Consider the following 23,030-nt stretch of genomic DNA (forward strand, 5'->3'; position numbering starts at 1 on the left):
AAGCTCCTCGTTGAGAGTGTTGACGACAAAATTAAGCAGGTGCTCTTCTTCGATCTGATTGTCTGCTTGGTTTGGTTTCACACTACGTCCAAGCAGACACTTCCTCTAACCCGATGTGATCGACTGAGGATAGGGGTAACGGCGGTTTGGACTGCCAGAAGTCCACCAGTCCGATACTGTGGGACTACCTGTGCCCGAAAGGTCTGGTAGTCCGGTGACTGGACTGCCCACCTGCAACTCCCACCGCTCGGGATTCCTCCGCGTAAACGCGGAGGAGGATGTCAAAACATCTCTCCACCTGGATCCTTAGAGACGAAGCGAAGTTATTGCTGTATCTCTCGAATGTGGTTCACCGCATCCTTAGCTAGCCGCCTAAAATCTGCTCTGGCTGGTATAATGTCGACAGAACCTCCATGTCTACGGACAGCACGCTCTGTCGGTGCCCCAATTGCACCAATAACCGTCTCCTCTAGCTCGGATTGCAGCGAGGAGAGAGCGTCACGTTCGGTAGCGATCTCAAAAAAATGCTCGACCGTCTTCGGTGACGTGAATAGTATGCCGTCTAACTCACCGTCTACGGCGAGTTTAACTGACTGGCCAGCAGTATCCGGTCGTTTCAAGCGATATAGATGGGTTTCATGAACAGATGCACCCGCTTCTTTTAGTCCCCGAATCAGTACATCACTTCCGTGTGCACTGCGAGCGATTTCCACCGTATTCCCTTCAACTTCGTCTGCCAACTCTTCGACGAGTCCCGTGGAAGTAAATGTCGAAGGAATCACGTCGACTGAATAGCCGCAATTTCGTAACGCAGTTGCTGTCTGGTGGCCTACCGCACATACTGTCGTTCCATCTTGATGCCATCCCTGCTTCTCAGCGAATTTAACCCCGGTCGGACTGGTGAAGATGCAGTATTCTGCCTGCTGTGGAGCCTGCCCTGTTGGACAAATGGACAGCATTGGATCTGCGATTGGCGACACTTCCAGTGATTGAAGATAGCAGACAGCTTCGTCGATCCGAGTGTCGTCAGGGCGGAGGACAGCCACCTTCGGCTTAGGCATAGTGAATAATCCAGTGTTGATGACCTTGGGTGTATCGAGAACCGATCGACAGATTCCGAGTTCTTCAAATCCCTTGTCGAGTTATCCACTCGTATGGATAACGACGATTCTCACGATTACGTCGTACCCGAGAGTGAGGAAGACCTTGATACACCAGACGTACGTGGCTACGACTTTCGCGGCGAATTCGACTTCCACGAGATGCTTGACTCCTATGCGTCAACAGGATTCCAAGCAACACAGCTCGCAGAAGCCATCGATATCGCAGAACGTATGCAAGAAGCGGATGCAACAATCTATCTCACATTCACATCAAATATTATCTCGTCGGGGTTGCGCGAGGCCGTTGCCTACCTCGTCCGAGAAGGGTACGTGGATGTTCTCATTACGACATCCGGATCACTAACTGAGGACGTCATCAAGACAGCAAAACCGTTCAAGATGGGAGACTGGGACGCAGACGAGGCGGCACTTCGGGAACGAGGCATTAACCGACTTGGTAATCTCTTCGTTCCCTCTGATCGATACGTGTGGCTGGAGGAATATCTATATGATTTCTTCGATGACTTCTTCGCGGAGGAGAAAGTTCGGACACCGACGGCATTCGCACGTGAGTTAGGTGAGACGCTCGACGACGAGGATTCAGTGTTAAAGCAAGCGGCGGACAATGACGTTCCAGTGTACTGCCCGGCTTTGACCGATGCCGAAGTCGGGAACTTTCTCTACTACTATCGCCAGGGCTACGATTCAGACGTCGGAATCGAGATTCTGGATGACTACGACTCACTCATCGAAGACGGCTTGCTCGCAGACACGACAGGGCTCATCGCGGTTGGGGGTGGTGTACCGAAACACCATGCGATTATGACGAACCTCTTCCGCGGTGGGGCGGATTACGTTGTCTACATCTCGACGGGTATGGAGGGAGATGGATCGCTGTCAGGTGCACCGCCAAACGAGGCGGTCTCATGGGGTAAAATCAAGGAAGAGCGGGCGAACTATACACAGATCGAGGCAGAGGCCACACTCGTCTTTCCATTACTTGTAGCTGGAGCTTTCAAACTGTAGCGAATGTTGTTTCTAAATCGCTTCAGTAACCTCGTCGAGTATATTAGCATCCACGAATAAAATGATATGATCTTCTGATTTGATTATCGTTGAGCCTCGTGGAGCCACGAGTTCATCGTCGCGAGCGATCGCTCCAATAACAACTCCATCTGGAAGATCAGTTATCGAATTCGCAATCTTGCGGTCTGTGAGAATACTATCCTGAGCAACCTCAACTTCAATCATTTCCGCACGGTTATGTTCAAGCATAACGATATTCTCAGTAGGGTTCAGTCGAGTAAACCGTACGATCTCTTCAGCGGTTTCCTCACGTGGGTTGACAGTCACGTCGACACCGACTGTTTCGAATAATCCGGTATACTCTAGATTCTCGACGACAGTTACTGTTTCGTCAACACCAAGCTGACGTGCTACCAACGTTACGAGCAGATTTTGTTCATCATGTTCCAGTGCAGAGATCATCAGATCAGCTTCCCCCATCTTCTCTCGATTTAAGAAAGACATATCAGTTGGATCCCCATGAAGCACTGTCGTGTTTGGGAGGGCTTCGGCAACTTCACGGGTTTTATCACTATTTTGTTCGACTAAACGAGGGTTATATCCATGTTCTTCGAATAGCTTAGCCGTTTGAATTCCGACCTTAGTTGCTCCAGCAATAATAATATCATCTGTCTGGCTCCGTAATGACCTCGAAATCACAGAGGCGAAATTTTCCACAGCCTGGGTACTTCCGATAACTACTATGCGGTCATCCGGTTGAATGACTGTCTCCCCGCGTGGGATTAGCAATTCCTCGTTGCGGAAGATCGCCGCAAACGTTAATGAATTATCACTGTCTATCTCGCGCACAGTTCGTTCGATAATAGGACTCTCTGACTCAATTTCGAACGTAGCCATTCGTACAAGGCCGTTAGCAAAGGTATCCACCTCTCGAGCCGATGGAAGCCCAGAGATGCGGAAAATTGCTTCAGACGTCAGTAGGTTTGTGCATATCATATGATCAACACCGAAAGCATCTGGATGCCCATCCCACGTTTCATGCAGAGTGCGATGTCTGACCCGAGCGATAGTGAAAGCATCAGAAACCAGCTTTGCGGTGGCGCAGATAACAGTATTCACCTCGTTATCATCGGTACACGCAATAACCAGGTCTGCCTGTTCGATTTTGGCCTGCTGTAGTGTTTTGATCTCACGTCCGTCTCCGTGTACAGCAAGCACATCGTATGCATACGTAAGTTCCTCTACGATACGCTGATCACGTTCAATGATGATTACTTTGTGAAGGTCCGAAAGAGTAGCAGCAATCGCTCTCCCGACCCCACCAGCACCAATTACCGTAATCCGCATCGAATCCTTAGTTGAACTATCGTCAGCTATAGATCCGAACAAAGTTTCAGTATTCATCACTAATTTCTGAGACGATTTTGGGTTATGACCAACCTCTAACGAAGTGTCCTGAACCTACCGGTATTAGTATCTAGAAATCATCGGGTATTATGAGTTCTGTTCCTTAATTCGTCGCCGCCTCGAGGACGAGTGTGTCGTCTTCGAGGTAGTGCTCGACGTGATGGGTGTGTTCCTCGATTGGTTCCAGCTGCTCACGAAGCATCTGTGCAGTCGCGTGGTCACCGAGTCCTTCCGCGAGTTCGATGTGTTCCCGGTAGCTCTCGATGATGTCACCCATCATCTCCAGATCGTTCGAGAGCGACGTCCGGATGTCATAGACATCCTCATCCTCGGCTACGACGGTCGCGTTCTCTGCGAGTGTTGTCATACTGGCGTGCGGGACGCCGCCGAGCGCCTGAAGCCGCTCTGCGAGTTCGTCGGCCGCGTTCTCGACGTTCTCGTACACTTCCTGGAGGAACACGTGAATATCTCGGAATTCCGCGCCTTCGACGTTCCAGTGGTGTTTGTGGAGCTGGTGATAGAGGACGTACGCGTCCGCGAGGTCGATGTTCAGTGCGTCGATTATCTGTTCTGCTTTCTCCTTTTTGAGCCGGAGTGCGTTCTCTTCGACAGTGCCTGCGCTCTGTTGGGTCTTTCTCTGAGTGCGCATCTCGTCTTCTCCTACGTGCACCCCTCACTTATTGGTTACCAATTCGGAAATAATTTTTTGCGCTGGCGAAATTAGATTTTCAGGAATGAGATAATCATGTCAATGGGCGCTTCGTGATGCGACATCTTGACTTCGCTCCAATACGTCTTTCACCGCCAAACATCGATCTCATATCTGGTCGGACATTTTAATGACACAGACGATATTTGCTGGATTGTTATCCTGTCTGTTCTTATCCAGTAGTAGCAACTGTCTACGGTGATTAGTCTGGATAGTTCTGCCCCATCAATCTTGACCCTTTCTGTAGTTGCTCTCCTGTCGCTGTCGAACGATTCCTCAGCTGGTCTTCCTCGAAAACGGGTGCTCTACTGATTGGTCTTCGGCAGTTACGCTGATCACTCAATGGTGACAGCGCCAAAGCTAGAATATATAATAATCCACTATACCCGAATCTTTATGTTTAGACATTCGAAAGACTAGGTATGGGTGATCAGACAGCCAAAACAACTGTTCGCTCGCTTTCCATAGTAGATACCATACAGCGATTGGATGGTGCGACGTTAGATGAATTAACAACCGAACTGGCAATGGCGAGAAGTACGGTACATGTGCACCTTCGCACGCTTATCGATCATGGCTATCTGACGAAGGAGAGTGAAATGTACCACGTTGGTTTGCGATTTCTCAACCACGGCGAATACGCGCGGTCACGGAAACGGGCATACGTTCTTGCTGAAGAGACTGTATCCAATCTTTCTGAGCAGATTGATGAAGAGGTAGAATTTGTCGTTGAAAACAACGGTCGGGGTATTCTTGTTCACGAATCATTCCATCCGGATAGTCAGTTTGACTCAAAGGATTCTCACACGTCCAAATCGATTACAGCTGCTGGTATCTACTATTATCTTCACAGTGTCGCAACTGGAAAAGCGATGCTTGCTGAATACCCGAGGGATCGTGTTGAGGAGATAGTAGACCAGTGGGGGTTACAAGAACAGACTGAGAAAACAATTACCGATCAAGACTCGCTCTATGAATCTCTGGATGCGATCAAGGAACAGGGAGTTGCGTTTGCTGACGAAGAATATGTTAATGGGTTACGAGAAGTCGGTCGGATCGTAAAAAACCCGGATGAGAGTATTCTTGGCGCGATTGCAGTTATTGGTCCGACATACCGATTCCAGAATGACCGATTCAACAATGAAATTCCAAACATTCTGGATGACTATGTCACATCACTTGAAGGCGAAATCGAAGAAGCCTATCGAGAGGAGCATTTTTAGCTGATTACAGGCGGTAAGCCCCCTTCCTCAAGGACCAATGCAGGCCGTAGGCCGAGTAGCGCAGTAGGGAGGGAATACACCGCCGTCATTATCTTCTATACACTATTCTACTCCTGGCCCCACGGGCCCACGTACCGATACACGTATGTTGAAACTATGTCTAAACAGGCAGCGATGGATCGGCACGAAATCGAAGGCCACGAAGTCATCGAGGGCGAGGTCAAACCTACCGGCAACGGCGCACACGTCCTCGTCCCGAAACGGTGGCGTGGCGCGGACGTGAAAATCGTCAGAACCTCTGAGTCTGACGAGTAACCGATGAACTACAACTACAGGTATCGACTCAAACCGACAAAACGCCAGCGTGAGACGCTGGACTATCACCGCGATACCTGTAGACAACTCTACAACCACGCCCTGTACCGTTTCAACCAGATTCCCGAAGACGAGGGCACCGTCAAACAGCGTGTCCGGAAGATTCGTGACGAACTTCCCGACCTCAAAGACTGGTGGGATGCACTCACCGACGTGTACTCGAAGGTACTCCAGCCCACCGTTATGCGGATTGCCAAAAACATCAACCGAATCGGCCAACTCAAAGAAAAGGGCCACAACGTTGGGGAGCTTCGATGGAAGTCACCCGGGGAGTTCCGCAGTTTCACGTACAACCAGTCTGGCTTCGAACTCGACAAGAAGAGTGGTCAGAACGTGTTGGCACTCTCGAAACTCGCGGATATTCCCATCGAATTTCATCGACAACTCCCCGATGACGCCACTGTCAAGGAAGTCACGCTCAAATAGGAAAATCGCTCTTGTGAAGCACGTTGTTGATTTTCAGAGCGCGGCGTCGAGAGCGTGTTTGAGTGCTTCGTCACCTGATTTTCTGTAGAGTTCACGGCGGAGTTCGAAAGCTCTGAGATACGGCGTGAGCTTGTCTTTCGAGACTCCTCGGTGGGGCGAGAGCCACCGTCGCGTCAGCGACGCGTGGCTCTCGCAGTTGTTGACGTCGCCGTCGCCGTGGACGACGTATTCGCGGTCGAATGCGTCGTCGTCTTCGAGCGGCTCGTAGGCCCGAAATCCGTCTGTATAGACGGTCAATGACTCCTGTTCGTGGTCGGCGAGCAGGAGTCGAACGGTCGATTCGTCGGCGGATTTCGCTGGCACGACGTACCGCTCGTCCGCGCCGCGATCGACCAGCGTGAACACCGGTGGTTTGTCGCTGTCGCACGATCCTCGTCCACGCGTGGAGAGGCCACGCGAGCGCGACGCCTGGTCGCGCTCGCGGCCTTTCAACCCCGCTGAGACGTACACTTCGTCAATTTCAACCGGTCCAGACAGCGTGATCGACGGCGCGTCGAGCGCGTTGGCGAAGCACTCGACGCGCCGTCTCACCGTTCGATACGACAAATCGAGTTCCGCCTCGATTTTCCGAATGCTCGTGTTAAACCGCAAGAACACGTAGATCGTGAAGTACCACTCTTTGAGCTTTAGCTTCGAGTGAGCGATGATCGTGCCGGTCTTATCGTTGAACGTCCGACTGCAATTCTTACACAGATACCGCTGATACACCCGGTAGCTGCCGTTTCTGACCGTCAGGTCAGAACGGCAGCGAGGGCACTCGACGCCATCACGCCAGCGAACCTGTTGGAGCAGGTCCGCTGCAGCCGATTCCGACACGAACCGGCTTACTGGGAATATGTCGGGCACCGCTGACGCGGTGCCCTTGCTCTCTTCGACTTTCAGCCACAGCTCTCGCTATCAACAATCTACTTCGCAAGAGCGAAGGAAAATACCGGCGAGTGGCTCGCTATCTTCGGTATAGAGATGGACACAGAATCGCCAGCGAAGCCACCGCTGGGCGATATTGATCCCGAGGAAATGGTCGGCATCGACGTGGGGATCCTGAAGTATGCTCACGACACAGACGGCACGGCGGTCAAGTCACTCGACCTGTCCGACGAACGCGACAGACTTGAACGAGAGCAACGGAAACTCTCGCGCAAAGAGTACGAGTCGAACAATTGGGAAAAGCAACGCCAGACGGTCGCAGAGTGCCATCTTGACATCAAGCGCAAGCGGCGTGACTTCCTCCACAAACTCTCGAACTACTATGCTCGGGAGTACGAACTGGTGGCCGTCGAAAACCTCAACGTGAAGGGGATGATGGAATCGCCGCGCAACAGCCACAACACAGCGTCAGCGGCGTGGAACACCTTCACGAATATGCTCGAATACAAGTGTGAACGTAAAGGCGCACACTTCGTGGAAGTTGACCCCAACGGCACCACTAAAGAATGCGCTCAGTGTAGTGTCGAAACCCCGCTGTGGGTGCGTGAACACGCCTGTCCCGCCTGTGATTTCAAGGGGGATAGAAACGCAAACGCGGCGTGGAACATTCTTTCTCGCGGACTCACCGAACTAGGAGTGGGTCACTCCGAAGGAACGCCTGTGGAGACTGCGCTCCCTGCGGGAACCACTCCGGTTCCTGCAAAGTGCGTCGTGGAAGCAGGAAGTCCCGTCCTCAGCGAGCGCGGAAGCGCGAGCAGGGCGGGGTAGTTCACAGCATTACATAATAGGGGAAGAGCGCCCATAAATCGCCAGTACGACGGCAGTAGCGTAATTTTCAACATCAGGGTCAGCCTCAGCCACGACTTCATCTCCATCACTAAGAAATTCCCAGTCTCGATGGTCCTTCCCAGCAGTCAAACCAGTCTTGATGCGCTCACGGACGGTGTTCTCTGTATCGCCTGTTGACTCGTAGAAAATACCTCGTCCGGATTTACTGCGTGCCCATCCGATCCCAGCAGCGGCTGTCTCACCGGATTTAACCGTTTTCCGACTTTGAACAACAGTCAGACGATCGCCGACTGCTCCCAAGTCGGGAGCGGTTCCGGTAACCTCAAGAGCAGCATCGCTCGGAATGACTGAAGAGACACTAACTAAATTGTAATTATGAACGTTCGCAGCTGCTAGCGCTGCATCATACGATGCCTTCTCGGTTGAAGCATTTCCGATTCCCCAGACGATTCTAATTTGACCCATATAGATTCAAATCAGACACCGAAATAAGGAGTTTCGATTCACTTGGAGCTTGCTTAGCCGCCAGAGCCAACACCTCACGCCGACAGGCTAACCATCATCAGACTCAGAACAGAAAAGAAGCCTTTCGCTGTTCTCGGTACACAAACCCAATCACGAAGGTGACGATAGCTACGTTAGGGCACTGTACAGATAAGGTGGAAAAGTGAGGCGGTCGTAGTTCGTTGGTGCCTATCCAAGAACCAGACCGCCTTACCGAGTATAGCAACTTTCCGGAATTAGAGTTTGTGGAGCGAGAGGCGACACCCGAGCGGTCGATAAAGTTGGGTATCCAACTTCATATGGCAGGATTGACACTGTCGGATATCGTCTCAGTCCTCGCTGGCCTGGGTGTCGAACGGTGTCGTTCTACCGCTCATACCTGGATTTAGAAGGCCGTTCTACAGCCGACAGAGGGGCAAAATCCGAATTACGTTGCGATCGACGAAACTGTAATTCGAGTGAATGGCCAACGCTACTGACCGTTTGCGGCGGTCGATCCCGACACAAGTCGCCTGTTACACGTGCGACTCTTCCCGACCAGAACCCAAGCATTGACCGAGATGTTCCTCGCAGAACTCCGCGAGAAACATCTCGTCGACGATGCAATCTTTCTGGTCGATGGCGCACCCTGACTACAGGCGGCCTGCCATCGTCACTCGCTCCGATTCCAACATGTCACCCACGGAATCGGAATGCCGTCGAATGTGTATTCAAAGAGCTCAAACGCCGAACTCAAGCCTTCACTACCCACTTCAGACACGCCCGTCCTGAAACCGCAGAAATAAGGCTGCAAGCGTTCGCCGTCTGCTTCAATCAGCTAATCTGAACAATGCCCGGCCCCAAATCATTATATCGCTAATGGTGGTTAGTTCAGGTAGCAGAATTCTCAAAGGTGGAGACTGTGACCGCTACGGACACGACTCAGTTTGAGTCTGTGTCTGCACGTCACGTCATCGAAACAGCAAGCTTGCCCTCGTGAGAGCAGGATTCCCCGCGCCACCGTGCGCGGGGTAACGTTCAATCTCATCAGTGACCTTCGAAGTCACGGCCTGAACCGAAACCAACAACACAGGACGGGTGGTATACTCTAATCTATGCTGGCTTTGCCAGCCGTGAGTATGATTTCGGCAGTTCTAGTACAACTGAGTGAGATCGGCATCGCGAGTGGCTATGGACTGGTGGTGTTTTTTCTGATTGGCCTCCTCGGCGGCGCACACTGTATTGGAATGTGCGGACCGCTCGTTGCAACCTACGCCGAGCGTATGGAAACCGACGACCGCTGGTCTGGCGCACTCACTCTCCATGAAGTGCGGCAGCACGCGCTGTTCAACCTCGGCCGGACGATGAGCTACGCCCTCATCGGGGCTGTCTTCGGGGCTGCTGGCGCGCTCCTCTACGGGACCATCGAGCTCGCCGGGATTCTCGGGCCAGTCCAAGGTGTCGTCGGCATCTGCATCGGCGTGGCAATCCTCGGGATGGGGATCACCCGATTGGCCGGCTACCAACAAGGAGCCGTCGAAGGTGTGATTGCCGATACTGGTATCGGATCAGTATTCGCGCGAACATACACAGTGATCTCGACACGGATCGACCGCTGGGTCAACGGCATCGGCATCGTCGGCCTCGGCGCCCTCCATGGATTGTTGCCGTGTATGCTGCTCTATCCCGCATTCCTGTATGCGTTCGCACAGGGCTCGCCTGTATATGGTCTCCTCTCGCTCGCCGCGCTTGGGCTCGGGACGATTCCTAGCGTGTTCCTCTACGGAACGGTGATCCAGTCAGTGAGCGCCCGCCAGCGACAGGTGGTCCACTATGGACTCGGTGTGTTGTTCATTGGGCTCGGATACGTCATGTTAGCGATGGGGCTCATGCGGTTTGGCGTCGTGCTCCCGTTGCCCGACATCCCGTACTATCAACCAATCGCCGGCTCGGAGGCGGTTGCGTAACATGTCCACCTGTACACTCTGTGACCTCCCCGCCGAAGACCCAATCATCGACGAGGCCATCGACGGCGAATTCTGCTGTCGGGGCTGTCTGGAGGTCGCACGCCTGGTTGACAACGGTGAGGACGCCGACCTCTCGATTGCGGCCGTCCGTGACCGCGTCGAGGCTGAGGATTCTCGACCAGATGTCCCCGAGGGCGCCGAAACGGCCTACCTCTCGATCGACGGTATGCACTGTCAGACCTGCGAAGGATTCATCGAACTCCTTGCCGAGGAAGAGGACGGTGTTCACGAGGCGCGTGCGAGCTACGCGACCGAAATGGCGCAGGTGGTGTACGATCCGGCCCAGATCGATCGCAACGCGATCGCTGCGGCACTCAGTCGACTGGGCTATCAGGCCCGCGATCCCGACGAGGAAAACGACTCGCTGCGTTCGCGCGTCGAGTTCGGCAAATACCGTGCGGTGCTCGCGGCGGTACTGATGATGCCCGTGTTGATCCTCTACGTCCTGTTCATCTATCCGGTGTATCTCGGCATCTATCCCGAGAGCTTCCTCTACGGAAGTACCGTCGAGGCGATGGTGTTCGGGCCGCTCGCGGTCTGGAGCACACTCATCGTTATCGGGCTCGGATACCCCATCTTCCGTGGGGCCTACGTGAGCCTGAAAGTCGGGCGCCCGAACATGGACGTGTTGATCGCCATCGCGGTGCTCGCAGCGTATCTCTACTCGCTGGCCACCTACCTCACGGGCGGGCGCGACCCATACTTCGACGTCGCAGTGATGGTCCTTGCAATCGTCACTATCGGCAACCATCTCGAGTCACGGGTCAAACGCGCTGCGCTCGGGAACCGCGCTGACCTCACGGATTCACGCGTCGATGACGCCCGCCGACTCGACGACGACAGCGAGGCCACCGAAACTATCGACATTGCAGCGTGTGAGCCTGGCGATCAGCTGTTAGTCAAACCTGGCGAACGGATCCCAGTCGACGGCCAGATCGTCGACGGGACTGCCGCGATCGACGAGGCACTCATCACAGGTGAATCTCTCCCGCAACGGAAATCCGTCGGGGACGACGTACTCGGCGGGTCGATCCTCACAGACAATGCGGTTGTCGTCGAAGTTGGTCCAGAAAACACCAGTACGATGGATCGCCTCGTCGAACTCCTCTGGAACGTCAAGAGTTCTGCGACGGGTGTCCAGCATATGGTCAACCGCTTTGCGGTACTGTTCGTTCCGTTCGTACTCGGGCTTGCCGTGCTAACTGCCATTGGCTGGTTCGTCCTCGGCAACGACCTAAACACAGCTATAATGGCCGGTGTCTCTGTGTTAGTGGTCTCGTGTCCGTGCTCGCTCGGGATCGCGACCCCGCTTGCTCTCGCGGCGGCCACCCGCGATGCCACCGATAATCGCATACTCGTTCTCAACGAGACAGTGCTCGAGCGGATCGACGACTCCGCGGTCGTCGTGTTCGACAAGACTGGGACGCTCACCACGGGGGAGATGGAGCTTGTGGACGTCGCTGGCGACGATCCTGACGAAGTGCTTGCGATGGCGGCCGCCGTCGAACGCCGGTCAAGCCACCCCATCGCCGCTGCGATCGACGATGCCGCCCCGCCGACCACGCGCTCGGTGTCGAGCTTCGAGAGCACCGACCGTACCGTGTCAGCGCTCGTCGACGATACCCGCGTAGTTATCGGCCATCCAGACTCCTTTGACGCCGACGAGTGGACGATACCTGCGGAGATCGAGACAGCCGTCACGGACGCCTACGAATCGGGCACTCATCCCACGGCGGTTGCCTGGGACGGTGTCGTCCAGGGGATCGTCTCGGTCCGAGATACGCCGCGTGAGAACTGGGAACGCGTGGTTTCCGATCTCACGGATGCGGACCGGGAAATCGTCGTGCTGACCGGCGACGACGAACGGATGACCGAAACATTTGCAAACCATCCAGCGATCGATCACATATTTGCAGGCGTGCGCCCCGAGTCCAAGGAAGCGATCGTCCAGGGTTTCCGGGAGCGCGGGACGACGACAATGATCGGCGATGGAACGAACGACGCGCCCGCCCTCGCGAGCGCAGACCTCGGGATCGCGGTCTCGAGCGGCACCGATCTGGCGATCGAGGCGGCCGACGCGGTGGTACTGGACGACCGTCTCAACGCGGTTCCCGAGGTCTTCGAGCTGGCGAGTGAAACACGAGGCCGAATCAAACAGAACCTGCTCTGGGCGGCTGGCTACAACGCGATCGCGCTTCCACTGGCAATGACTGGCGTGATCACGCCGTTGATCGCCGCCGTTATGATGGCGGTCAGTAGTCTCATCGTCGTCTTCAACTCGAAGCGCCGCCTGCTCTCGGCGAACGGAGATCAGGTGGCTGCGACCGACTCTAGCGAAGGCAACGATCAACTTGGATCTCCCGCACACTCAGACTGAACGGTCAATCGCCAAGCATCAACTGTGATTTTGTGAATGTTTCCTCGGAGGCACGCTCGTAGTGTCGTTCGACGACCACCCAACTGGTTTCGAACAACAACCAACGAAAACTGCCCTTCAGTTAGCCGTCCACCGGATCTCCTCGACGAGTTCGAACAGTTGCACGACGGACAGTACCATCTCTCGAGACCGGCTGCATCCGTCACTCACCGCTGTGTCTGGCCACCATCGACAGGAAGCGCGTGCCCAGTGACGAACGAAGCGTCGTCCGAGCAGAGCCACATGATCACGCTCGCCACTTCGGCGGGATCGGCCGGTCGACCCATCGGCACGCCAGCGGTGACTTCATCCTGTTCCTCGGGAGACATCGATCGGAGGGCAGGTGTGTTCACAATTGTTGGGCAGACCGCATTAACTCTAATACCGTCTGTGGCGAATTCGAGCGCGACCGATCGCGTGAGCCCAACAACACCGTGTTTGCTCGCGCTGTAGGGCGTCCGACCTGGACTGCCCCGTATCCCGGCGTGTGAGGCAGTGTTGACGATAGCCCCACCACCGGAGTCCAGAAGAGCCGGTATCTCGTGTTTCAGCCCGAGCCACACGCCTTTCTGGGAGATGCTGGTGACACGATCCCAATCTTTCTCGGAGATGTCGGTTACCGGCGCGCGATCGGCTCCAGCGGCGACGTTGTTCACTGCGAAATCGAGACTGCCGTACAGTAGCAAAATCATAGCTAGTATAAAAATTTTGGACAGAGAGGTAGACGAGAGCTGTTCACAGACCGTTTTGGAGGACATCAGGAATCGTCTCCCTCTCCAAGAGTTTCTGCTATAATCTTTCGACGGAGTTCGCGTTTCTCTTCTGTAGTTCGCTCATCATAGTGCTTTTCTATGATTTCTTCACTGACATCACAGCGGTCGCTGAGTACCTCTTTTGGTACACCCTCCCTCATCATGTGGGTCAAGTAACCATGCTTGGTAGCGTGGGGAGCTTCGCTATCCGGACACTTTGATGCGTGATCTTTTGAGCTGGCAGCTTGGCAATCCTCTGGATCACGGTTGTCCGGGCATGATTTTCCGATCTTACACGGACGCGTCCACTTGTAGAAGTATGTTCGAATCGTGCTCTTAGCAAGTCTTCCTTGAGATGTTGTCAGCAATGGTTTACGCCCATCAATCTCTTTTTCAATCCGTTGATTCTTGATATAATCTCCGATCAGCTCTGCAAGTTCTTTGCTGATATTGACCTGTTGCTCACTCTTTTCATTATTTTTTAGGCGGGTATAACCATCGTCGTGATGTTTAAAATCGAGATACGGACTCGATTGATTTACATGGGCATCACATAGGTCAAGTGAGTGAACACCACCGAGACGTCGTCCTGTTACTTCGAAAATCTTGATCGAAACATGTTCGCGCGAGGCATAGTGATATTGTGCCAGATAGGATGTGACATCTCGGAGATAATCAATCTCTAATTCGACATCCCGAACTCCTTCTCCATTTTTGAGAGTAGGTGGATTTACTTTGTCTGCAGTGTCCCGTTTTACACCATCAATTGATTCGAGATAGTTGAGAAAATCCCTAAGAAGGTAGAGTTCATCGCGCATCGTTTTCTTAGCCAATTTATCGACCTTCTCTGAGGATTCATTTTTACGCCATTTTGAATAACCCGCAATTTCTCTCCCTCCGAAATCATTTAGATTTTTTATATCTTCCTTTTTACAGTAAGTTTCTAAATTTTCTAATTTTCTTTTGTATTCTTTTTTAGTTTTTGTCGAAACATCTCCTTCACGCGACTGTATATATAAGCTTATGGCTTCTTCAGGTGTGATTGAATGGAGATCGCCAAATTCATTCAATAAGGCCTGTACGTCTTGTATTGACAGTTTCTCTGCGGTCTCCGTTGAGTTGCTTGAACTCACGTTCTGAGATTGTGCGCCATTAAATTCATTCAAACTAAAAATAAATTTAGAAAAGAAAAACTATGGAATTATTTTTGGGGAAAATTATAAATATGGGTTCCAAATATGAATCGAAGAAATTTCCTTACAACGGTCGCAGCAGCAAGTACAACAGTCTCTTTAGCAGGTTGTACTGGTGGGAGAGATTCCCCAGAGCAAGTCGTAGAAGACTATTATTCAGCACTTTTCGACGGTGATTACGAAGAAGCAACATCGTACGTTGAAGGAGATCTCGATGGCGAGCTGACCAGATCATTCATCATCGAACAGGGTTCGTTGGCAGAGCCAGGCAATGCAGAAACTGAAGGAGTAACACTTCTCGAAGAATCGAAGGATTACGTTGTCATTGAAGCAGTTGCTGGTTTCGATACTACGAATGGTCTCATGACGACAACATTCCGTTTCGAGCTAGAAACTATTGATGATGAGTGGAAAATCACAACTAGTGAATTAGTGGAATAGGAAATATCTATTTCATTCACTATGTCTCACCCTTCTGTAAAATCTGCTTTTGTATTCCAACTTCGGAGGTTCAATTGTGATGGTCTGGGAACTCCTATAAATACATCTGGATATTCTGGAAGTTTTTCTTCATCTGGCATTATTCCTTCCTCAATTAGATACTCCCTATGTAATTCTATTAATTCTCTTTGTATCCATCTAAATTCTGCTGGATTTTCTCTAAAGCTAAAGCTTAAAGCTGTATTAAAGGAGTTATTTTTGGGGTGATTTATATGATATGCTATTTTCTTAGCTTTCTTTTGATTCCTATTTATGGCCTTTTTTACTTCAAGAAGTTTACTAACTTTCGTATAAGGGATTGACAAATCATCCTGTATCGTGTCTAATGGAACTTCTTCTATGTCATTGACACCTCTCCCGAGATCTTGTTTTATTTTTTGGATATCTAACTCAAATACATTATTTTCTAGGTAGAAGCTAAGAAGAGAAGGTCTAGCTAAGCCTTCTTTAGACTCATGGGCAAGGATTCGAATTAATTGTTCTGTCTTATTTTTAGGAGGCGTGGCTAGAGAGATCGTTCTATTTGGGTATTGTAGTTTGTTTTTTGTTGCTTCATTTTCTATACGATGCTTTTTTCCATATTCCATTAGGCTAAAAAATTCGCCAACATCATTATTACGCCACCAAGTCACTGTGTTTTCTACTCCCTTGTTAATTCCTCTTTGAAAATTATTTTCAGAAACAGAATTGAATAAGATTGAGGTCACATTTTTTATAAATGGGAAATCATATCTCTCATGCACCACTAGATCGTTCAAACCGTCTCTTGCTGCCTTTTCATCATGATCTGTTAGTTTAGATCTCTCATCTATATCTGCATAGTTCATAATTGCAGATTGCACGATCTCTCTTGCTTCTTCAGGGGGTATTTCTCGAAGGAAGGGGAGGTCTGCAATGGATTTTCTAAATTTTTCACGTATTGGCTTCTTTTTGCCTTCGTCCTGATCATCCCAATTTTCAATTATTTTCTTTTGTCTATCGGTTAGCATTACTTACAGATGATGATTCATGGTTAAAAATTCTACCAATAATAACTATCTGAGTAATAGATCTAATTGGGTTATCGGTGGGTGTCGACACTATCAAAACAGATCTTGAGATGGCCCATTCAACGTCCTAAATACATTGATCAACTCGAAGAGATGGATCTCCTTGCCCGACATGAGGATGATCGCCCGCCGCCGGTTACTGCCGAGCCAATTCGTTTATTTAGCGATACAGATGGCAATGGTCTCGTCGCATCTCCAGCATTGATTGATGCGATTGGTCGACAACTCGACACAGATGATATTCGAGTCTTCGTTGATCGACAAGGCGTGCCAAAACTCGCGGCAGCACTGCACTATGCTGTTCGAATCCGGAATGCAGAACTCACCCAACGGGCTGCAGCCTCAAAGCTCGATGTCCATTTAGTTGATGCGATGACCATCTTTTCCGCGCTTGAAAATGTACTTGATAATGCAATCACGTACGACCCATATCTTTCAGAAACTATCCAGCTTGATTGATACGAACGTTTATTGTTTCGAGTTTCGTAACTCTACACAATGAGTTACGATACCGAACACGTGCGCAATGCGGGCAACGGTCCCACGATGATTACTGGGCTTCCTACGTTCACAGACCTACTCACAAATACGAACCTCGCTGACCTGTACACCGTTATTCGCCAGTCGCCAGGTGTGACTGCTCCCGAACTCATCGATCAAGTAGCGGTCTCAAAAAAGACGGTCTACGAGTATCTACATAGGTTAGAACGTGCAGGGCTAATTAGTGAAACAGAAAATAGCGGCGGCACAAGTGCTTACGACGCAGAGGAGTTTGAACTGACACTCACGATTCGTGGGATAGAGATCACGATCACTCCCAAGCTCGTTGCAGTCATTGCACAGTCTGATGAGTATCCGATCATCAAGCGTGTCTGTGATGAACACGGATTTGTGACATTTGCACTTGCTCACGATCTGATCAACGCACATAGCGACGGCGATGTCACGATTCGACAAATTGCTACGCTGGCCGATCTCTCACACGGTACAACCTACGATCTCCTCGAAGCACTCTACGAGATTCACGATCTCGGTGGCGACGAGCCTAGTCCAACTACATATACTCCCGATGACGTGGTCGACGACGATTTGCAGTCAGAGTTGACCGACGAATAGATGACTCGGTCAGAGCAACTGTACACGGCGAATATTGTGGATACAGTCATCTTTCGAAGTCTGGGTAAATCACCAAGCCCTCAGTTACGGTCGTTGAAACGAGCCATCGCTGGGGCAGGCACAGAACTCTGGGTTTCACCATCGATCTACCGTGAGTTGACGAACTACGGTGAGGACCCCCCAAGGAATCCGTATCTTGATACAGGCATTGAGGAAGGATGGATTCGCGTGTCAACTTCGCTACCGAATAATCGGAACACCACATTTGAATCGGTTACAGACCCTATTGAACAGGCACAGCACCTCGCAGATGAGTATTTGAACCAACAGAGCAAGTATCCAAATACGAATAACTGGCGAGACGCATCTGTGGTTGCGTTGGCTGTACGATTGTTTGAACAAAACACTCGAATCCGCATTGTCACTCACACAGCAGATACGGCTCTGGCTCAGGCTTGCGCCCGTATTCCTCCTGAATTCGGGTACTACGATATTGAATCACGGTACTACAACCCACCACAGAAAGCGAAAAAACAGTTCCCAACCGTCGAATCGCTTTCGTGGAGTACAAAATAGGAATGAGATCCCTGCAGCGCAAGATTCAGAATGGCCTAATCGGGGTGAGATTGGTTTTGGGAGATCGGTAGAGATGATGGAGCGATCTAATCAAGCTTTACAACACTTAGAGACTGTATTCAGCAAAGAGGGCATGACGAATCGATATAGCCGGGTTCTGCCCGCTTCGTTCGAGCACCTACCGTTCACACTTCGAGTTCGATGTTCACCGTCTTGGTCTGTTGCTCCTCCGGACTGAGTACGTCGGAGACAAACTGCGTGGCGAGCCACGCTTCGGCTCGTGTCAGGCGGTACTGGAGCGTCGAATTCGGCACATCGAGTTTCTCCGAGATCTCCTGAACTGTGTGCTTTCTCGGCTTTTGATAGTACCCGTATTCGACAGCTGCTTCCAGTGCTGCCTGCTGTTCAGGCGGAAGTCCATCTTCATTTATACCGATACCTGTGTTGACCCAGCACTCTGGGTCGCTGAGTCGCTGGACGCTGAGTGAGAGACCGTCCTGCAACCCGTCATTCAGCTCCTCGTAAATCGCACCGACAGTCTCCTCATCGTCAATAAGGAGTCGCCACTGATACTGATGCCCCCGGCGCTCGGCCTGCATGAGGAGACCATCACCGATGTGTTTCGCGGCTACATACGGTATCGACCGGACGCCGTCTCTCTCCTTACGGCAAGCGTAGACAATCCGGCTGTCAGGCGTCCTTGCAAGGATCTCGTGAGTACTCTCGATGGCTGGCGACCCGCACATCCCGATTACTTCGTTACAGACGCTAGCGTGGTTGAGGCGCTCATCGAACTCCTCAAGCACGTCAGGTGGACCGGACATTCGGTCAAGCCGCCACATGGATTCCGTTGTCGCATGGATAGCGATTGTCTGAGAATGGAGGTTCGAATTCTCGATGAAGTGGTCCATGAACTCGTCAACTCCTTTCTCGTATTCGACAGTGAAAGCGAACTCGCGCACAAGTACCAATTATGGGCTACAACCCTTTAGCTTCTTTTGGAATATACCAACCGAGTCCCGTTATGTGAACGCGCCACGATAGAGTACTACCAACAGGGTTGATGGCCGTGATGCGGTGGGATGCGCTTAGAACCCGAGCCCGCGACGGTATTGTGGCGGTCCCTGGATTTCTTCTGTCGCGTCGAGGGCTTGTGCAGCGTGAAGTGAGAAGTACGGGTCCCGGAGGTGTTCACGAGCAAGGATAGTGAGGTCAGCACGGTCGTTGCCGATGATTTCCTCGGCTTGCTCAGGGGTGGTGATCCCTCCAACTGTCCCGACTGCGATATCGGACCCAGTTTCCTCACGCACTTGTTCGGCAAGCGGCAATTGGGAAACCGATCCCACGTTCGGGAGCTGCTCATCGGGATGCAGCTCACCACTGGAGACATCGATCAGGTCTACACCGATTTCGGAGAGCTGGCTCGTCAGTTCGACCGATTCCTCAATCGTCCACGAGTCCCTATCAGGAAGCCAATCAGTCCCGGAAATCCGGACGAAGACGGGTTTGTCCTCGGGCCATACATCACGAACAGTCTCCGCAACTTGTCGGACGAGACGGGTCCGGTTCGTGAAGCTCCCGCCGTAGTCGTCATCGCGTTTGTTCGTAACCGGCGAGAGAAATTCGTGGAGCAAGTACCCGTGAGCGGCATGGATTTCCACGATTTCGAACCCCGCATCAAGCGCATACTCGGCTCCTTGTCGATAGTTCTCGACGAACGCTTCGATGTCCGCTTGCGTCATCTTCCGCAGTTCTGGTGACTCGCTCTCGTAGGGATAAGGCTCTTCGCTCGGAGCAAGCACTTCCCACCCGCCCTCATCAGGTTGGAGGGGAGCGCTTCCCTCCCACGGTCGGCTCTTGCTCGCCTTTCGGCCCGCATGAGCAAGTTGGATCGCAGGGATACTGCCCTGATTACTGATGAACTCAGTTGTTGAAGCGAGCGAATCAGCGTGTTCTTGACTCCAGATACCCAGATCATATGGTGTGATCCGTCCCCGTTTCTCAACAGCGGCTGCTTCAGCCATCACGATCCCGGCACCGCCGACGGCCCGGGACCCAAGGTGGACGTGATGCCAATCAGTTGCAATACCATCACGATCCTCAGCAGAGTACTGGCACATTGGCGAGACCATGATCCGATTCGGGATCGTCGTCCCACGGAGCTCTAATGGGGAGAACAGTGGCGAACTCATGGATACCCTGCCCGCTTCTCAATAGCACGTCGTTCAGATTCAAACATTCTCACACTCATTCCACTCTCAGAGAAGAGCGGATACTGGATATGAGTTCGTTTGGAATATCCCAACACTCAGTATCGACGATGACGTCTGCATTTAGCTCGCGTTCCAAATCGTGTATCGGGAAAGCGTCACCCTGATATCGTACAGCAAATCTCGCTATTGAATGCGGGCAATGTGCAAAATACGCGTTCGCAGTCTTGCAACCTTCTCGTCACAGACCGCGCGAACGATGGGGTAGTTCTGCTTGTCGGAGAATACACCATCCTACGACCCGGAATGGATCGTACACGGATCACCGACTTGTTGTACAAGTCGTGAACGAATCCTACAGTCTGCCCCAGTTACGTAGGTGATTGTTGGCACTCCATGTTAGAAAATCTAACAGGACCAACATATAGACTGTAATCAGTGGAACACAGGGTGTTCTGGGCGACAGATTTCGGGTACAATATTAAATTGATAGCCCATTATGCAATTGAATTATAAATAACTGGTCCTTTTAATATACCTTTATTACTAAAATTGGCTTATTAGCTAATTAGTGACAATGGATAAAATATCACCCCCCACTATTCTAAATACACTTGATATTGCTGTTACTATCCATCATCCAAAGACTGGAGCTATTTTGGGCGTTAATACTGCCAAAGAACGACTGTACGGATACTCCGAAGACGAGTTCCTCGATATGACAGTCGGAGACTATAGTGCAGATGATGCTAAATTCACACATGAACAAGCGACACAGCTAATAAACGCTGCTGCGAGCGGAACTCCACAATCGTTCGAATGGCACGTTAAACGACCTAACGGGAAGTTGTTTTGGGCTCATGTTCAATTACACGCTTGTTCTATTGATGGTAGAGAGTGCGTCGTCGCCACTAGCCAAGAGATCACCACATTCAAAGAAAAAGAACGCCGTCTCAGATTATTTTATCGAATATTCCGACACAACCTTCGGAACGACATGAACATCATTCTCGGATACTCCGAGCAGCTTGAGCAAGCGATCGAGGATGACGATCTCGAAATGCAGATTCAAACGATAAATAATACAGCAAAAAAAGTCGCATCCTTGAGTGATTCCGTAACTGAGATCGAGCAAATAACGAATCGAACACTCGCTGATCGATCACCAACCAAGGTTATGACTGTAATTGAAGATGTTGCATCAGAGTTCCGTGAATCCCATCCACAGATCACAGTAACTACTAGCGGCGCTGAAGATGTATGGGTGAATGCTGATGATAATCTCCGTGTTGCATTCAGACAGATCCTCGATAATGCAGTTGAGCACAATGATCGTGAGCAACCAACACTATCGGTAACAATCAATAAACTTGAAGAGCGTGAGCAGGCTCAAATTGAGATTGCTGACAATGGGCCGGGTATGCCAGATGTCGAGTCACAAATCTTTGAGAACGAAGATGAACTGACGAGCGTCTCGCACAGCTCTGGGATCGGATTATGGATTATCAAGTTTTGTGCTGAATCCCTGGGTGGCTATGTTAACGTTGAGGACAACGAACCACGGGGAAGCGTTGTCAAGTTCACGCTTCCACTACTATCTGAATATTAGACTGTTACCCCTATTCCTGTATTAGTTGACATTAGTCACCAAATCAGAGAGTCTGATTACCACCCGAAATAGAGCGAAATAACAGGTTTTGAGTCAGTATATCCCGGCAGTCGATGGGTTAGATCTGGTTGTCGGAGAACTTCTCATTCTACGACAAGAGGGAAGTTACATACCAACGACTGATCTGCTGAACGAGTTGCTCTACTTAGAGCGCGTATCTCGCGACGGAAGTCACACCGCAGCCCGCACAGTCGGAGGAATTGATGAGAAGTAGTCACGACGGTACGAATAGCCGGAACGGACGAAAAAACCGGGCCAGAGCGCGCCGGGTGTTGTCCCTGACGAACGCCCACGCCCCGATTTTCGACTCGTCGAGATGCCACTGACTGCCCTCCCTGTAGGCGGTATTCGCCTGCTCGTGGTAGTCCAGTGCCCTGCGGACACGTGACTCGGTCATGTCACAGGCATCAGCAAGCTCCGGGACCGTCTTCGGGCCGTCCTTCAGTTCCTCGGCGACGAGGTGGCCGACCTGCATCGACAGAAATACATCACTGGAGTCGGCGTCAGCCATCCCGTCTTCGCCCGACCAGATGCCTTCCCGGAGGCTATAGAGTGCGTCCAACATAAGCCAGCTACCGCCGCCGACTCCGACCGCGGCGACTGTCGCGTCTCCTTGCGCCCAATAGGCAACCCCACCGGCAGCTACGGCAACGAGGCCGAGCATGAGTCGGAAATGGCGTTCATCCAGTCCGGGCAGCGGACGTGCGAGTTCGGCGGATTCACCCACGAGCACGACAACTGTGACGACGATTGCCTGCGACCAAGTGAAACCGAACGCGATACCGAACAGCGCGATCAGCCCCACGGCGTAGGCGGCACGGCGAACGGGGCTGGTGCCCAGCAGAGAGTCAGTCAGGGACATTGTGTGTCAGGAAAGGACCCGATTCTTAAAACAGCCGGGACATGGTTTCATCCTCGGAATCACCAATGCGGATGTGTCGTTGCTGAATACAGAAACTGTCGAGAGCCGTTGGCACCTGATGATAGTCGCTC

At 51.7% G+C, this 23,030-nt stretch carries 21 protein-coding genes and 3 pseudogenes; 13 read left to right on the forward strand and 11 right to left on the reverse strand.

Going from position 1 to position 23,030, the window contains the following annotated elements:
- Positions 1–323: 323 nt before the first annotated feature.
- Entirely contained in the window at positions 324–1,061 is a 738-nt protein-coding gene (locus tag NO877_RS17445; protein WP_256397638.1) for a uroporphyrinogen-III synthase, read from the reverse strand.
- A gap of 93 nt (positions 1,062–1,154) precedes the next feature.
- On the opposite strand from NO877_RS17445, the gene NO877_RS17450 reads away from it, so the two are divergent.
- On the forward strand, positions 1,155–2,129 hold the full coding sequence (locus NO877_RS17450; protein WP_256397639.1) for a deoxyhypusine synthase: 975 nt from the start codon (positions 1,155–1,157) through the stop codon (positions 2,127–2,129).
- A gap of 12 nt (positions 2,130–2,141) precedes the next feature.
- On the opposite strand, the gene trkA is transcribed toward NO877_RS17450, so the two are convergent.
- Together trkA and dpsA are read right to left on the reverse strand one after the other, a co-directional pair.
- Positions 2,142–3,476: a Trk system potassium transporter TrkA gene (trkA, locus tag NO877_RS17455; protein ID WP_256397680.1), complete on the reverse strand. Its 1,335-nt coding sequence runs from the start codon at positions 3,474–3,476 to the stop codon at positions 2,142–2,144.
- 163 nt (positions 3,477–3,639) lie between these two features.
- Entirely contained in the window at positions 3,640–4,185 is a 546-nt protein-coding gene (dpsA, locus tag NO877_RS17460) for a DNA starvation/stationary phase protection protein DpsA (protein WP_256397640.1), read from the reverse strand.
- A gap of 482 nt (positions 4,186–4,667) precedes the next feature.
- On the opposite strand from dpsA, the gene NO877_RS17465 reads away from it, so the two are divergent.
- From NO877_RS17465 to NO877_RS17475, 3 genes and pseudogenes are all read left to right on the forward strand, one after another.
- Positions 4,668–5,468 carry an IclR family transcriptional regulator gene (locus NO877_RS17465; RefSeq protein WP_256397641.1) on the forward strand — a complete coding sequence of 267 codons (801 nt, stop codon included), beginning with the start codon at positions 4,668–4,670 and terminating at the stop codon, positions 5,466–5,468.
- Between the two features lie 174 nt (positions 5,469–5,642).
- Positions 5,643–5,783, forward strand: a complete 141-nt coding sequence (locus NO877_RS17470; protein ID WP_256397642.1) for a DUF2080 family transposase-associated protein — start codon at positions 5,643–5,645, stop codon at positions 5,781–5,783.
- Positions 5,784–5,786: 3 nt separating this feature from the next.
- Positions 5,787–6,266 (forward strand): annotated as a pseudogene (locus NO877_RS17475) (RNA-guided endonuclease InsQ/TnpB family protein); the annotation flags it as partial.
- 36 nt (positions 6,267–6,302) lie between these two features.
- Here the strand turns inward: NO877_RS17475 and NO877_RS17480 are convergent.
- Complete coding sequence (locus tag NO877_RS17480; protein WP_256397681.1) at positions 6,303–7,166, reverse strand: IS1595 family transposase; 864 nt, start codon at positions 7,164–7,166, stop codon at positions 6,303–6,305.
- 84 nt (positions 7,167–7,250) lie between these two features.
- On the opposite strand from NO877_RS17480, the pseudogene NO877_RS17485 reads away from it, so the two are divergent.
- Positions 7,251–8,024: pseudogene (locus tag NO877_RS17485) on the forward strand (RNA-guided endonuclease InsQ/TnpB family protein); the annotation flags it as partial.
- Positions 8,025–8,033: 9 nt separating this feature from the next.
- Here the strand turns inward: NO877_RS17485 and NO877_RS17490 are convergent.
- On the reverse strand, positions 8,034–8,510 hold the full coding sequence (locus NO877_RS17490) for a pyruvoyl-dependent arginine decarboxylase (protein ID WP_256397643.1): 477 nt from the start codon (positions 8,508–8,510) through the stop codon (positions 8,034–8,036).
- 230 nt (positions 8,511–8,740) lie between these two features.
- On the opposite strand from NO877_RS17490, the pseudogene NO877_RS17495 reads away from it, so the two are divergent.
- The 3 genes and pseudogenes from NO877_RS17495 to NO877_RS17505 all read left to right on the forward strand — a co-directional run bounded on the left by NO877_RS17495 (position 8,741) and on the right by NO877_RS17505 (position 12,932).
- A pseudogene (locus NO877_RS17495) lies at positions 8,741–9,375 on the forward strand (IS6 family transposase).
- Between the two features lie 268 nt (positions 9,376–9,643).
- Positions 9,644–10,495, forward strand: a complete 852-nt coding sequence (locus tag NO877_RS17500) for a sulfite exporter TauE/SafE family protein (protein WP_379827596.1) — start codon at positions 9,644–9,646, stop codon at positions 10,493–10,495.
- Position 10,496: 1 nt separating this feature from the next.
- Positions 10,497–12,932 (forward strand): heavy metal translocating P-type ATPase, encoded by a 2,436-nt coding sequence (locus tag NO877_RS17505; protein WP_256397645.1) that lies wholly within the window; start codon positions 10,497–10,499, stop codon positions 12,930–12,932.
- Positions 12,933–13,138: 206 nt separating this feature from the next.
- Here NO877_RS17505 and NO877_RS17510 read toward each other — a convergent pair whose 3' ends face one another.
- Complete coding sequence (locus NO877_RS17510; protein ID WP_256397646.1) at positions 13,139–13,663, reverse strand: SDR family oxidoreductase; 525 nt, start codon at positions 13,661–13,663, stop codon at positions 13,139–13,141.
- A gap of 65 nt (positions 13,664–13,728) precedes the next feature.
- Entirely contained in the window at positions 13,729–14,856 is a 1,128-nt protein-coding gene (locus NO877_RS17515; RefSeq protein ID WP_256397647.1) for a tyrosine-type recombinase/integrase, read from the reverse strand.
- Positions 14,857–14,961: 105 nt separating this feature from the next.
- Between NO877_RS17515 and NO877_RS17520 the strand changes: the two genes are divergently transcribed.
- Positions 14,962–15,357, forward strand: coding sequence for a hypothetical protein (locus tag NO877_RS17520; RefSeq protein ID WP_256397648.1), 396 nt, complete (start codon positions 14,962–14,964; stop codon positions 15,355–15,357).
- Positions 15,358–15,383: 26 nt separating this feature from the next.
- Here NO877_RS17520 and NO877_RS17525 read toward each other — a convergent pair whose 3' ends face one another.
- Positions 15,384–16,406 carry a hypothetical protein gene (locus tag NO877_RS17525; protein WP_256397649.1) on the reverse strand — a complete coding sequence of 341 codons (1,023 nt, stop codon included), beginning with the start codon at positions 16,404–16,406 and terminating at the stop codon, positions 15,384–15,386.
- A 153-nt stretch (positions 16,407–16,559) separates the two neighbouring features.
- Here NO877_RS17525 and NO877_RS17530 point away from each other — a divergent pair, with 153 nt between their 5' ends.
- Genes NO877_RS17530 through NO877_RS17540 form a run of 3 tightly spaced genes read left to right on the forward strand, consistent with a single transcriptional unit; the run spans position 16,560 to position 18,158 of the window.
- Complete coding sequence (locus NO877_RS17530) at positions 16,560–16,925, forward strand: DUF7437 domain-containing protein (RefSeq protein WP_256397650.1); 366 nt, start codon at positions 16,560–16,562, stop codon at positions 16,923–16,925.
- Positions 16,926–16,964: 39 nt separating this feature from the next.
- Positions 16,965–17,582 (forward strand): ArsR/SmtB family transcription factor, encoded by a 618-nt coding sequence (locus tag NO877_RS17535; protein WP_256397651.1) that lies wholly within the window; start codon positions 16,965–16,967, stop codon positions 17,580–17,582.
- The gene (locus NO877_RS17540) at positions 17,583–18,158 is read left to right on the forward strand and encodes a PIN domain-containing protein (RefSeq protein WP_256397652.1); all 576 of its coding nucleotides are present in this window, start codon (positions 17,583–17,585) and stop codon (positions 18,156–18,158) included.
- Between the two features lie 185 nt (positions 18,159–18,343).
- Here the strand turns inward: NO877_RS17540 and NO877_RS17545 are convergent, their stop codons facing one another.
- A complete protein-coding gene (locus tag NO877_RS17545; RefSeq protein ID WP_256397653.1) occupies positions 18,344–19,120 on the reverse strand; it encodes a helix-turn-helix domain-containing protein in 777 nt (258 codons plus the stop codon).
- 126 nt (positions 19,121–19,246) lie between these two features.
- Complete coding sequence (locus NO877_RS17550) at positions 19,247–20,350, reverse strand: NADH:flavin oxidoreductase/NADH oxidase (RefSeq protein ID WP_256397654.1); 1,104 nt, start codon at positions 20,348–20,350, stop codon at positions 19,247–19,249.
- A gap of 595 nt (positions 20,351–20,945) precedes the next feature.
- Here NO877_RS17550 and NO877_RS17555 point away from each other — a divergent pair.
- Complete coding sequence (locus tag NO877_RS17555; RefSeq protein WP_256397682.1) at positions 20,946–21,977, forward strand: PAS domain-containing sensor histidine kinase; 1,032 nt, start codon at positions 20,946–20,948, stop codon at positions 21,975–21,977.
- A 274-nt stretch (positions 21,978–22,251) separates the two neighbouring features.
- On the opposite strand, the gene NO877_RS17560 is transcribed toward NO877_RS17555, so the two are convergent.
- On the reverse strand, positions 22,252–22,899 hold the full coding sequence (locus NO877_RS17560; protein ID WP_256397655.1) for a hypothetical protein: 648 nt from the start codon (positions 22,897–22,899) through the stop codon (positions 22,252–22,254).
- Between the last annotated feature and the right edge of the window lie 131 nt (positions 22,900–23,030).

Source organism: Halohasta litorea (genome assembly GCF_024494645.1).
GTDB lineage: Archaea > Halobacteriota > Halobacteria > Halobacteriales > Haloferacaceae > Halohasta > Halohasta litorea.